Annotated in this window: 1 protein-coding gene (only partly in view); it reads right to left on the reverse strand. The window is 71.4% G+C overall.

Annotation, left to right across the window (positions count from 1 at the left end; translation table 11 throughout):
* Window positions 1-14982, reverse strand: the 3' end of a protein-coding gene (locus ACFZDL_RS10355; protein ID WP_353596251.1) for an SDR family NAD(P)-dependent oxidoreductase. 15075 nt of this gene lie beyond the right edge of the window; the window shows 14982 of its 30057 coding nt (coding positions 15076-30057); its start codon lies off the right edge, out of view — the gene reads right to left on this strand; it ends in the stop codon at window positions 1-3.

The raw sequence follows: 14982 nt of genomic DNA on the forward strand, positions 1-14982 counted from the left end.
TCAGGACAGCCCGAGTTCGTTGTCCAGCATGTCGAAGACCTCGCTGTCGGTCGCGGCGTCGAAATCGAACTCGTCGTCGGCCTTCTGGTCCTCGTCCGCGTGCAAGGCGCCCCATCTGCTGCGCAGCACCTCCAGACGCCCCGCCACCCGCTCGTACAGCTGCGGATCGACCGACACCTGCGCGAAGGCGTGCTCCAGACGGTCCAGCTCGGCCAGGATGGACTCCGGCCCCGAGTCCTCCGGGACCAGTTGCGTGCGTATGTGGTCGGCCAGTGCGTCCGGTGTCGGATAGTCGAAGATCAAGGTGGCGGGCAGCCGGAGCCCGGTGGCGGCGTTGAGGCGGTTGCGCAGCTCGATCGCGGTCAGCGAGTCGAAGCCCAGGGTCTTGAACTCGCGAGCCGACTCAATGTCATCCGCCCGCGCATGCCCCAGGACATCGGCGGCCTGCGCGCACACCAACTCCCGTACCGCTTCCACTCTTTCGGCATCGCTGAGACCGGTGAGCCGGTCGGCCAGCGAGGCCCGGTTTTCCCCGCCGGCTCCGGCGGCTCGCCGGGTCCTCGTCCTGATCAGACCGCGCAGGAGAGCGGGAACCTCGCCCTGGGCGCGCCAGGCGGGCAGGTCCAGACGGACCGGAACGACGGCCGCGGCCCCGGTCGCCAGGGCCGCGTCGAACAGCGCCAGCCCTTCCTCGATCGACAGCGGAGGCATACCCGACCGCGCGAGCCGTGCCAGGTCCGCCTCGGTCAGCGTGCTGGTCATCCCGTCGGCCTGCGTCCACGGGCCCCATGCGAGGGACACCGCGGGCAGACCGGCCGTACGCCGATGTTCGGCCAGCGCGTCCAGGAAGGCGTTGCCCGCCGCGTAGTTGGCCTGGCCGGCGGCGCCGAACACACCGGCTACCGAGGAGAAGAGGACAAACGCCGTCAGATCCAGATCGCGCGTCGCCTCGTGCAGTACCCAGGCCGCGTCGGCCTTCGGCCGCAGTACGGCGGCCATCCGCGCCGGCGACAGCGACTCCAGCACACCGTCGTCCAGCACTCCCGCCGTATGCACCACCGCCCGCACCGGACGGTCCGACGCCACCTGGGCCAGCAGGTCCGCCACGGCGTCGCGGTCCGCGACATCGCAGGCCACGGCACGTGCCTCCGCACCGTGCCGGGCGAGTTCCGCGACGAGTGCGCCGACTCCCCCGGCGTCCGGGCCGCTCCTGCTGGCCAGGATCAGGTTCCGGACACCGTGCTCCGCCACCAGGTGGCGTGCCACCTCGCGCCCCAGCCCGCCCGTACCGCCGGTGACCAGGACCGTCCCCTCGGGATCCCACACCACATCCGACAGGTCCGAAGCCGCCGCGGCGGTGGACGCGCGCGCCAGCCGCGGGACGGTGATCGCGCCGGCGCGGACATCGGCCTGCGGCTCGCCCGAGGCGACTGCCTGTCGCAGCACGGCCACGGAGGCATTCGTGTCGTCGAGGTTCACCAGGCCGAACCGGCCGGGGTGCTCCGTCTGCGCCGAGCGGACCAGGCCCCATACGGCCGCGGCGGCCAGGTCATCGCCCGTCGTGACGCCCCGTGTGACGAACACCAGGCGCGAGGCCGCCGCACCCTCGTCCGCAAGCCAGGATTGGGCCAGGCGCAAGGCCCAGGACGCCGCCTGATGCGCGGAGCGCACCGGGTCCTCGGGACCGCCCGGGGCCTCGGGACCGGCCGGGGCCTCGGAAGTCGCCGAAGCCTCGGGACCCGCCGGGGCCTCGGAAGTCGCCGGGTCATCGGGGACGGCCAAGCCCTCGGGAGTGCCGGCCGCGACCGGGACCAGCACGACCTCCGGTACCTCGCCTCCCGTCGGCGGCGAGGTCACCCCGGCGAGGTCGGCACACACCTCCACAGGCGTCCCGGCGGCCTGCAGCGCCTCGGCCAGCCAGGACTGCTCGGAACCCAGCACCACGGCCGTGGCCGCCTCCGGGATGTCGACGGCGGGCGACAGCGGCGTCCAGTCCACCTGGAACAGCGCGTCCCCACCACTTGTGTCCGCGGCACCGAGCTGGTCGGCCGACACCGACCGTACGACGAGCGAATCGATGGAACCGACCAGGCCACCGGCCATGTCGGCCAGCGTGATCGACATGGCGTTGTCGCCCGCCGGGGACAGGCGGACACGCAGCGCCGACGCGCCGGCGGCATGCAGCGATACGCCCTCCCAGCTGAACGGCAGACTCGCCTTGGCGTCCGTGCCGGCCGCCCCGTCGTCCCTGCCACCCCCGCCCGCTTCGTCGAGCCCCGCGAGGAGGGCGGTGTGCAGGACGGCGTCGAGCAGCGCGGGGTGGAGTCCGTAAGCCGCGGCGTCGGCCCCGCCCCGCTCCGGGAGGGCGACCTCCGCGAAGAGCTCATCGCCGCGCCGCCACGCGGCCCGCAGCCCCTGGAACAGCGGCCCGTAGTCGAAGCCGAGGTCCGCGAAGCGGTCATAGCAATCGCTGACGTCGATGTGCTCGGCACCCTCCGGCGGCCACACCGCCGACGGTTTCGTCGGCGCTGTCCGCTCGCCCTCCGCCAGCACACCACTGGCGTGCAGGGTCCACTCCGTCGCCGTGCCTTCCGGCCGGGAGTGGACACTCACGGGGCGACGGCCGGAGTCATCAGCCTCGTGGACGGCAAGCTGCAGCTGTACAGCGCCCTGCTCGGGCAGGACGAGCGGAGCCGCCAGCGTCAGCTCCTCCACCCGGTCGCAGCCGACCTCGTCCGCGGCCCGGAGCGTCAGCTCCAGCAGCGCTGTGCCCGGCACCACCACCCGGCCCATGACCACGTGATCCGCCAGCCAGGCATGGGAACCGACGGACAGGCGGCTGGTGAACAACGCCCGCTGGCTGTCGGCCAGTTCGACGGCCGCTCCGAGCAGTGGGTGATGCACGTGCCCCAGCCCCGCCGCGCGCACGTCGCCGGCGCGGCTCGCCATACCTGTCGGCCAGAACCGCTCGTGCTGGAAGGCGTAGGTGGGGAGGTGCACCCGGCGGGCCCCCGGGAACAGGGCTGCCCAGCGCACCTCCGCACCGTGCGCGAACATCCGCGCCATGGCCGTCAGCGCGGTCCGCTCCTCCCCTCGGTCCTTGCGCAGCACCGGCACCAGCAGGGGCTCGTCGGCAAGGCTTTCGGCCGCCAGGGCCGACAGCGACGCGTCCGGCCCGACCTCGAGGAACCTGCGCACCCCGGCATCGCCCAACACCGCGATGGCGTCGGAGAACCGTACGGTAGCCCGCACATGCTCGACCCAGTAGTCGGCGGAGCACAAGTCCGCGCCCTTGGCGGGGTCGCCGGTCAGCGTGGACACCACCGGAAGCGTCGGGGGCTGGTAGGAGAGCCCTTCGGCCACGGTGCGGAACTCGTCCAGCATCGGCTCCATCAGCGGGGAGTGGAACGCATGCGACACCCGCAACCGGCTCGTCTTCCGACCCAGCGCCGCAAATCCCTCCGCGATCCTCAACGCCTCCTGCTCCGCCCCTGACACCACTACCGAGCCAGGACCATTGACCGCCGCGATCGTCACCCCGTCGGACAGCAGCGGCACCACCTCGTCCTCACTCGCCTGCACCGCCACCATCGCCCCACCCGCAGGCAACCCCTGCATCAAACGGCCCCGGGCAGCCACCAGGGCACACGCGTCGCCGAGGGAGAGCACCCCCGCCACATGCGCCGCCGCAACCTCCCCCACCGAATGCCCCACCAGATAGTCCGGGACAATCCCCCAGGACTCCAGCAGCCGGAACAACGCCACTTCCACCGCGAACAGGGCGGGCTGGGCGAACTCCGTACGGTTCAGCGTCTCCTCGTCGTCACCCCACACCACGTCCCGCAGCGCCACACCCAACCGCGCATCCAGCTCCGCCGCCACCTCATCCCACACCCCCGCGAACACCGGGAACCGCCCATACAACTCACGCCCCATCCCCAACCGCTGAGCACCCTGCCCCGCGAACAAGAACGCCGTCCTGCCCCAGTCGCTCACAGACCCCTCGACCACACCCCCATCAGCCTCATCCGCGGCCAGTGCCGCCACGCCCCGCACCGCATCTTCCAGGTCCTCGCCCAGCACCACCGCCCGATGCTCAAACGCCGACCGGCCCGTCACCAGCGAGAAGCCCACATCCCGCAGCCCCAGCCCACCAGCCCCCCGCACATGCGACAGCAGCCGCTCCGCCTGAGCACGCAACGCCGCCGGCGACGCACCCGACACCACCCACGGCACCAGCCCACCACCCTCCAAAACCTCCTCAGACGCCACACCAACAGCGTCAACAGGTTCCGGCTGCTCCACGATCAAATGGACGTTCGTGCCGCTGATCCCGAACGAGGACACACCCGCCCGGCGCACCCGATCCGTCGAGGGCCACTCCACCGGTTCGGTCAGCAGCTCGACCGCGCCCGCCTCCCAGTCCACATGCGACGACGGCGCGTCCACATGCAACGTCCCCGGAAGCACACCGTGCCGCATCGCCATCACCATCTTGATCACACCCGCCACACCGGCCGCCGCCTGCGTATGACCGATGTTCGACTTCACCGACCCCAACAACAACGGCAGCTCACGGTCCTGCCCGTACGTGGCCAACAACGCCTGCGCCTCAATCGGATCGCCCAGCCTCGTCCCCGTACCATGCCCCTCCACGGCGTCCACATCCGAGACCGACAGACCCCCACTCGCCAACGCCTGACGAATCACCCGCTGCTGCGACGGACCATTTGGCGCCGTCAGGCCGTTGGACGCGCCGTCCTGGTTGACCGCCGAGCCCCGCACCACCGCCAACACCTCATGCCCCAGGCGACGCGCGTCCGACAACCGCTCCAGCACCACCACACCCACACCCTCGGACCAGCCCACACCATCAGCCGACTCCGAAAACGCCTTGCACCGCCCATCCGGCGACAACCCCCGCTGCCGCGAAAACTCCACAAACGCCACAGGCGTCGACATCACCGTCACACCACCCGCCAACGCCAGCGAACATTCCCCCGACCGCAACGCCTGCGCCGCCAAATGCATCGCCACAAGCGAAGACGAACACGCCGTATCGATCGTCACCGCCGGACCCTCGAACCCCAAGGTGTAGGACACGCGCCCCGAGGCCATGCTCGCCGCGCTGCCGTTCCCCTGATAGCCCTCGAACTCACCCCCGCCCAGCAGATCGGCGTAGTCGTTGTACATCACCCCCGCGAACACACCCGTCCGGCTCCCCCGCAACGACACCGGATCGATCCCCGCCCGCTCAAACGCCTCCCACGACGTCTCCAACAACAACCGCTGCTGCGCATCCGTCGCCAACGCCTCACGCGGACTGAGCCCGAAGAACCCCGCATCGAACTCCCCCACACCCTCCAAGAACCCACCCTCACGCGTATACGAGGTGCCCAGATGATCCGGATCCGGGTCATACAACGCCTCAAGATCCCAACCACGATCGGCCGGGAAACCAGAGACCACATCAACCCCCTCCACCACCACCCGCCACAAATCCTCCGGCGAACGCACCCCACCCGGATACCGACACGCCATACCCACGACCACCACCGGGTCATCGGACGTCACGGGGAGGGTGTGAGTCGGCGCCGACAGCTCGGCTTCGGCTCCGAACAGCTCGTCGAGGAGATAGTCGGCGAGCGTGGTGGGCCGGGGATAGTCGAAGACGAGGGTGGCGGGCAGCCGGAGCCCCGTGGCGGTGTTCAGCCGGTTGCGCAGCTCCACCGCCGTCAGCGAGTCGAACCCCAGATCCTGGAACGACCGGGAGGGCTCGACGGACTCGGCTCCGGTATGGCCGAGAACGAGCGCCACCTGAGCGCGCACCAGGCTCAGTATGGCGTCACGCCGCTCATCCCGATGGGTCAGCGTGCTCAGTTGCCGGACGAGCGAGGCGGCCGCCCCCGAGCCGGAGACCGCCCGGCGCGCCTTGGCCCGGACCAGCCCGCGCACCAGCCACGGGATCTCGTCCTGGGCGCGCAGCGCGGGCAGGTCGAGCCGGACGGGTACGACGGCGGCCTCGCCGCTCGCCAGCGCCGCGTCGAACAGCGCGACCCCCTGTTCGGGCGACAGCGCGCGCATGCCCGAGCGCGCCATCCGCCCCAGGTCGGCCTCGCTCAGCGCGCTGGTCATCCCACCGGCCGGCTCCCACGGGCCCCAGGCCAGCGACAGGGCCGGCAGACCTGCCGTACGTCGGTGCTCGGCCAGGGCGTCAAGGAAGGAGTTGCCCGCCGCGTAGTTGGCCTGGCCGGCGGCGCCGAACACCCCCGCTGCCGAGGAGAAGAGAGCGAAGACGGAGAGATCCATGCCCCGGGTCAGCTCATGCAGATGCCAGGCCGCATCCACCTTCGGCCGCAGTACGGCCTCCATACGCTCGGGCGACAGCGCCTCCACCACTCCGTCGTCCAGCACACCTGCGGTATGGACGACGCCGCGCAGCGGATGCGCCTCGGGCACCTCGGCCAATACCTCGGCGAGCCCGTCGCGGTCGGCGATATCGCACGCGGCCACGGTGACATCCGCGCCATGGGCCGTCAGCTCGGCGACGAGGTCCCCGGCGCCGTCGGCGGCGGGACCGCTGCGGCTGAGCAGCAGCAGATGGCGTACGCCGCACTCGGCCACCAGGTGCCGGGCCATCAGCCGGCCCAGTCCTCCCGTGCCTCCGGTGATGAGCACGGTGCCCTCGCTGTCCCATACGGCCGAGGGCCCGTCGGGTGCCGGGACGCGAGTGAGCCGGCCCGCCCGGATCGCGCCGTCACGTATCGCCACCTGCGGCTCCGCGGAGGCAAGGGCCTCCAGCAGCAGCGATCCCGGTGTCCTCGCGCCGTCGAGGGCGCGGTCGGCAGTGGCGCCGGGCTGCGGATCGAGGTCGACCAGACCGAACCGGCCAGGGTGTTCGGTCTGGGCCGAGCGCACCAGTCCCCACACCGGCGCGGCGGCGAGGTCGTCGCCAGTCGTCGCGCCACGAGTGACGAACACCAGCCGGGAATCCGCCCACCGCTCCTCCGCCAGCCAGGTCCTGAGCTGTCCGAGCACGCTGGTCGTCGCGGTCCGTACGGACTCGACCACCGGCGGTCCGAAGTCGCCACCGGCCAGGGGGACCAGCACGATACCCGGTACCGCGGCCTCCGACGCGGCCGCCAGCGAGGCGAGGTCGGCGTGCGTTTCCACCGTCGCGCCGCCCTCTTCGATCAGCGCGTCCAGGCCCAGCGGATCCCGGCCCACGACCGCAAGCCGTTCGCCGACGGGGGCCGTCGTGGGTGTCGGTGCCCAGTCCAGGCGGAACATGGACGTACGCACGGCCTCCGGGACACCGTCGCCACCGTCCCCGTGCTCGGCCGGGAGCTCGGCCACCACCAGGGAGTCCACCGTGGCCACCGGGGCACCGGACGGATCGGCGAGCGCGATCGACAGGGCGCCGTCCGCGCGGCGTGACAACCTCGCCCGTACCGAGGAGGCGCCTACGGCCCGCAGTGAGACGCCCGACCAGGAGAACGGCACAGCGGCCGTGCCCGTGCCCGTGTCCGTGTCCGTGTCCGAGTCGTCCAGTACGGCCGCGTGCAGAGCGGCGTCGAGGAGCGCGGGGTGCAGACCGAAGGCCGCCGCGTCGGCTTCCGCCCGCTCCGGCAGGTCCACCTCGGCGAACAGTTGGTCGCCCGACCGCCATACGGCCCGCAGTCCCCGGAACACCGGCCCGTAGTCGAATCCTTCGGCCGCCCGGCGCTCGTAGAAGCCGTCCAGGTCCAGCGGAACCGCCCCGGTCGGCGGCCACACCCCGGCCTCCGGTGTGGCCCCGCCGAGTCCCACGTCCGACGGCGTCGCGGCGCCGGTGAGGGTGCCGGTGGCGTGGCGCAACCACGGCGTGTCCTCCGCCCCCTCGGGACGCGAGTGCACACTCACCGGGCGGTTGCCCGTCCCGTCCGGTTCGCCCACGGCCAGCTGGAGCTGTACGGAGCCCTGTTCGGGGAGGACCAGCGGTGCCGCGAGGGTGAGCTCGTCCACCCGGTCGCATCCGACCTGGTCGCCCACCCGGAGCGCCAGTTCCACCAGTGCCGTCCCCGGCACCACCAGCCGCCCCATCACCCGGTGATCCGCCAGCCATGGGTGCGACCGCGCCGACAGAAGGCTCGTGAACAGATGTCCCCCGGCGCCCGCGAGCTCGACGGCGGCGCCCAGGAGCGGATGGTCGGCCGCGCCAAGGCCGGCCGCGCGTACATCGCCGGTACGGCTCGCCGTACTCGTCGGCCAGAACCGCTCGTGCTGGAAGGCGTAGGTGGGAAGGGCCACCCGGCGGGCACCCGCGAACAGTGGGGACCAGTCCACCTCCACTCCGTGTACGTGGAGCCCGGCCAGGGCGGTGAGGGCCGATCGTTCCTCCCCCCGGTCCTTGCGCAACACCGGTACCAACACCGCCTCCTGCGGCGCCGATTCCCGGGCCAGTGCGGAGAGCACCCCGTCCGGCCCGAGCTCCACGAAGACCGTGACGCCTTCGTCGGCCAGGGCCCGTACCCCGTCCGCGAACCGTACGGCCTGACGGACGTGAGCCGCCCAGTAGTCGGCGGAGCACAGCTGATCCTCCACCGCGAGGCCGCCCGTGACGTTGGACACCACCGGAATGGCCGGGGGCTGGTAGGCGAGTCCTTCGGCCACGGTGCGGAACTCGTCCAGCATCGGCTCCATCAGCGGGGAGTGGAACGCATGTGACACCCGCAACCGGCTCGTCTTCCGACCCAGCGCCGCAAACCCCTCCGCGATCCTCAACGCCTCCTGCTCAGCCCCCGACACCACCACCGAACCAGGACCATTGACCGCCGCGATCGACACCCCGTCGGACAGCAGCGGCACCACCTCGTCCTCACTCGCCTGCACCGCCACCATCGCCCCACCCGCAGGCAACCCCTGCATCAAACGGCCCCGCGCCACCACCAACGCACACGCATCCGCCAGCGACAACACCCCCGCCACATGCGCCGCCGCTATCTCCCCCACCGAATGCCCCACCAGATAGTCCGGGACGATCCCCCAGGACTCCAGCAGCCGGAACAACGCCACCTCAACCGCGAACAGGGCGGGCTGGGCGAACTCCGTACGGTTCAGCGCCTCCTCATCGTCACCCCACACCACATCCCGCAGCGCCACACCCAACCGCGCATCCAGCTCCGCCGCCACCTCATCCCACACCCCCGCGAACACCGGGAACCGCCCATACAACTCACGCCCCATCCCCAACCGCTGAGCACCCTGCCCGGCGAACAAGAACGCCGTCCTGCCCCCACTGGTCACCGAACCCTCGACCACACCCCCATCAGCCTCATCCGCGGCCAGTGCCGCCACGCCCCGCACCGCATCTTCCAGGTCCTCGCCCAGCACCACCGCCCGATGCTCAAACGCCGACCGGCCCGTCACCAGCGAGAAGCCCACATCCCGCAGCCCCAGCCCACCAGCCCCCCGCACATGCGACAGCAACCGCCCCGCCTGAGCACGCAACGCCGCCGGCGACGCACCCGACACCACCCACGGCACCAGCCCACCACCCTCCAAAACCACCTCAGACGCCACACCAACAGCGTCAACAGGTTCCGGCTGCTCGACAATGAGGTGGGCGTTGGTGCCACTGATCCCGAAGGACGAGACGCCGGCGCGCCGCAGATGCCCGGTCCCCGGCCACTCGACCGCCCGGGTGAGCAGTTCGACGGCGCCGTCCTCCCAGTCCACCTCGGAGGAGGGCGCGTCGACATGCAAGGTTTGCGGCAACAGGCCATGCCGCATCGCCATCACCATCTTGATCACACCCGCCACACCAGCCGCCGCCTGCGTATGACCGATGTTCGACTTCACCGACCCCAACAGCAACGGACGGTCCCCGTCGCGCTCCTGACCGTAGGTGGCCAACAATGCCTGTGCCTCGATCGGATCGCCCAGCCTCGTCCCCGTACCATGCCCCTCCACGGCGTCCACATCCGAGACCGACAGACCCCCACTCGCCAACGCCTGACGAATCACCCGCTGCTGCGACGGACCATTTGGCGCCGTCAGGCCATTCGACGCGCCGTCCTGGTTGACCGCCGAGCCCCGCACCACCGCCAACACCTCATGCCCCAGGCGCCGCGCGTCCGACAACCGCTCCAGCACCACCACACCCACACCCTCGGACCAGCCCACACCATCAGCCGACTCCGAAAACGCCTTGCACCGCCCATCCGGCGACAACCCCCGCTGCCGCGAAAACTCCACAAACGCCACAGGCGTCGCCATCACCGTCACACCACCCGCCAACGCCAGCGAACACTCCCCCGACCGCAACGCCTGCGCCGCCAAATGCATCGCCACAAGCGAAGACGAACACGCCGTGTCCACCGTCACCGCCGGACCCTCCAGACCCAGCGTGTACGACACCCGCCCCGACACCACACTGCCCGCACTGCCATTGGTCTGGTAGCCCTCGAACTCGGGGCCGTGCAAGAGCGTCCCGTAGTCGTTGTACATCACCCCCGCGAACACACCCGTCCGGCTGCCCCGCAACGACACTGGATCGATCCCCGCCCGCTCAAACGCCTCCCACGACGTCTCCAACAACAACCGCTGCTGCGCATCCGTCGCCAACGCCTCACGCGGACTGAGCCCGAAGAACCCCGCATCGAACTCCCCCACACCCTCCAGGAACCCACCCTCACGCGTATACGAGGTGCCCAGATGATCCGGATCCGGGTCATACAACGCCTCAAGATCCCAACCACGATCGGCAGGGAAACCAGAGACCACATCAACCCCCTCCACCACCACCCGCCACAAATCCTCCGGCGAACGCACCCCACCCGGATACCGACACGCCATACCCACGACCACCACCGGATCATCGGACACGACCGGCAGCGCCTGGTCGGGGGCCGGCCCGTCGGTCCGCACCCCGAACAGCTCGCCGTGCAGATAGTCGGAGAGCGCGACCACCGTCGGGTAGTCGAAGACGAGGGTGGCGGGCAGCCGGAGCCCCGTGGCGGTGTTCAGCCGGTTGCGCAGCTCCACCGCCGTCAGCGAGTCGAACCCCAGATCCTGGAAGGAGCGGGAGACCCCGACCTCGCCGGAGTCCGTGTGCCCGAGCACCAGTGCCACCTGGCCACGCACCAGGCCGGTCAGCGCCGTGCGACGGTCGGCCTCGGTCAGACCGCCAAGGCGCTCCACGAGGGTGGCGGCCTCGCCGGAGCTCGGCAGCGCGTTCCGGCGGGTACGGGCCCGGATCAGGGAACGCAGCAGCGGCTGGATCTCTCCATGTGCGCGCAGCACGGGCAGGTCGAGCCGGACCGGTACGACAGCGGCCTCACCCGTCGCCAGCGCCGCGTCGAACAGCGCGACGCCCTCCTCGACGGACAACGCCGGCATACCCGCGCGCGCCATGCGTTCCATGTCCGCGTCGGTCAGACCGCTGGTCATCCCGCCGGCCCGGGACCACGGGCCCCACGCAAGCGACACCGCCGGAAGCCCGGCCGCACGTCGATGCTCGGCCAGCGCGTCCAGGAACGCGTTCGCAGCGGCGTAGTTCGCCTGACCTGCCGAGCCGAACGTACCCGCCACCGAGGAGAACGTCACGAAGGCCGTCAGGTCCAGATCGCGCGTCGCCTCATGCAGCGCCCATGCCGCGTCGACCTTCGGACGCGCCACCTCGGCCAGCCGCTCCGGCGTCAGCGCTTCCAGCACACCGTCGTCGAGGACACCCGCCGTATGCACCACGGCCCGTACCGGACGGTCCGCCGGCACATCCGCCAGCAGGGCCGCCACCGCATCGCGATCCGCCACATCACATGCCACCGCGCGCACATGGGCGCCATGACCCGTCAGTTCGGCGACGAGTTCGGCCGCCCCGTCCGCCGCGCTGCCACGGCGGCTGGCCAACATCAGGTGCCGGACGCCGTGCTCGACCACCAGGTGCCGGGCCAGCACACCGCCCAGTCCACCTGTGCCGCCCGTGATCAGCACCGTGTCCTCGGGGTCCCACTCCACCTTGGCCGTCTCCTCGCCAGTTGCGGAGACACGGACGGCTGGGGTGCGGACCAGCCTGCCCGCCAGGACGGCGTCGCCCCGGACGGCCGTCTGCGGCTCGTCCGACCCAAGGGCCTCGGTCACCGCCGCCGCGGACGGCTGCCCGCCGTCGAGGTCCAGCAGGGCGAAACGGTCCGGGTGCTCCGTCTGCGCCACACGGACCAGGCCCCAGACGGACGCGGCCGCAAGGTCCTCTCCCGTGGTCGCGCCGCGCGTCACGAACACCAGACGGGACCGCGTCCATCGCTCGTCCGCCAGCCACGCCTGCAGCACACCCAGGATCCGGGACGTCACCTCATGCGTGGCGCCCACCACATCGCCCTCGGCCCCCGCCACCGGCATCAGCACCACGGCGGGCAGTGCGCCATCGTCTGCCGCGAGGGCGGCGAGGTCTTCGCAGCCGGTGACGGCCAGCCCCGTCGTCCGCAGCCCCTCGACGAGCCCGCCGTCATCGGGCCCGACGACGGCCACAGAGGCCGGGGGCACGACCGACGCCCGCACCGGCGTCCAGTCGAGACGGAAGAGCGAATCCGCCACGGCCCCGCCGGTGCCGTCGGTCGGCTCGGCCGACATCGGGCGCAGGGCCAGCGACTCCACAAAGAGCACGGGACGGCCAGAAGGATCGGTGGCCTCCAGGGACAGCGCGTCAGGCCCGGTGGACGACAGCCGCACCCGTAGCGCTGACGCTCCCGCCCCGTACAGACGCGCCCCCGACCACGAGAAGGGCAGCACACCGGGCCGGACCTCGGCCCCCGCCCAGGAGGCCGCGTGCAGCGCGGCGTCGAGCAGCGCGGGATGCAGCCCGAAGGCCGCGGCGTCCGCCTCGGGACCGTCCGGCAGCGCGACTTCGGCGAACACGTCGGCGCCCCGCCGCCACGCCGACCGCAGGCCTTGGAAGAGCGGCCCATAGTCGAAGCCGAGCTCGGCGAACCGCTCGTAGCAGCCGGTCAGGTCCACCCGCTCGGCCCCCTCCGGCGGCCACGTCGGCCAGCCGCCCAAGTTGTCGGCGCGCCCGGCCACCGCCAGCACACCGCCGGCGTGCAGCACCCACTCCTGCGACCGGCCCTCCGGCCGGGAGTACACGCTGACCGGGCGGCGGCCCGCCTCGTCCGGATCGCCGACAACCAGCTGCACCTGCACGGCGCCCTGCTCCGGCAGCGTGAGCGGCGCCGCCAGCGTGAGCTCTTCCACCCGGTCACAACCGACCTCGTCCCCCGCCCGGACCGCCAACTCCAACAGCGCCGTACCCGGCACCAGCACACGGCCCGACACCCTGTGATCGGCCAGCCACGCATGCGGCCGCAGCGGGAGCGACAGCCGTCCGGTGAACAACCTCCCCTCGGAGCCCGCCAGCTCCATCGCGCCGTTGAGCAGCGGATGGTCCGCCGAGGTGAGACCGAACGTCACGGCGTCTTCGACCGACGGCTCCGAACGCGGCCAGAACCACCGGCGCTGGAAGGCGTAGGTGGGCAGATCCACCCGCCGGGCACCCGGGAACAGCGCCGCCCAGTCGGCCTCCACGCCATCGACGTACAGCTGCGCCAGCGCGGTGGTGACCGCGTGTTCCTCTCCCCGGCCCTTGCGCAGCACCGGCACCAGCACCGCGCCTTCCGACACCGCTTCGGCCGCTAGGGGCAACAGCGACGCGTCCGGCCCGACCTCGAGGAACCTGCGCACCCCGGCATCGCCCAACACCGCGATGGCGTCGGAGAACCGTACGGTAGCCCGCACATGCTCGACCCAGTAGTCGGCGGAGCGCAGCTGCTCGCCTGCCGCGAGGCCGCCCGTCAGCGTGGACACCACCGGAAGCGTCGGGGGCTGGTAGGAGAGCCCTTCGGTCACGCTGCGGAACTCGTCCAGCATCGGCTCCATCAGCGGGGAGTGGAACGCATGTGACACCCGCAACCGGCTCGTCTTCCGACCCAGCGCCGCAAACCCCTCCGCGACCTCCAAAACCTGCCGCTCAGCCCCCGACACCACCACCGAGCCAGGACCATTGACCGCCGCGATCGACACCCCGTCGGACAGCAGCGGCACCACCTCGTCCTCACTCGCCTGCACCGCCACCATTGCCCCACCCGCAGGCAACCCCTGCATCAAACGGCCCCGGGCACCCACCAGGGCACACGCATCCGCCAGCGACAACACCCCCGCCACATGCGCCGCCGCTATCTCCCCCACCGAATGCCCCACCAGATAATCCGGGACAATCCCCCAGGACTCCAGCAGCCGGAACAGCGCCACTTCCACCGCGAACAGCGCAGGCTGGGCGAACTCCGTACGGTCAAGAAGCTCCGCTTCCGGAGTGCCGGCCTCGGCGAACAGAATCTCGCGCAGCGGGCGGCTGAGATGACTGTCCAGCTCCCCTATAGCGGCGTCGAGCGCGTCGGCGAACACCGGATACCGCCCCGCCAGCTCACGCCCCATACCCGGGCGCTGACTGCCCTGGCCGGTGAACAGAAAAGCAGTAGCGCCGGGCCGCGGGGCCACCGAGCCGAGCACCACATCAGCAGCGGCCTCCCCCGCAGCCAGAGCAGCAAGACCATCCAACGCACCCTCGCGGTCACGGGTCAACAGCACAGCCCGGCGCTCGAAACCCGACCGGGACAACGCCAAAGACAACCCGACATCGGCCCTGCCCAACTCCGGCCGCTCAGCAAGATGAGACCGAAGACGCGCCGCCTGGGCACGCACCGCCCCGTCCGTCTTGCCCGACACCACCAGAGGAACAACGACGGGTACACCCGGCTCCTCGACAGCCGGTGCCACCGGCTCGACCGGAACGTGCTCCAGGATCACATGCGCATTCGTACCGCTGATACCGAACGAGGACACACCCGCCCGACGCGCCCGCCCCACCTCAGGCCACACCCGCTGCTCCGCCACCAGCTCCACAGCACCAGCCGACCAGTCCACATGCGACGACGGCGCGTCCACATGCAGCGT

Origin of the sequence: Streptomyces sp. NPDC007917 (assembly GCF_042959105.1) — a bacterium.
Classification (GTDB): domain Bacteria; phylum Actinomycetota; class Actinomycetes; order Streptomycetales; family Streptomycetaceae; genus Streptomyces.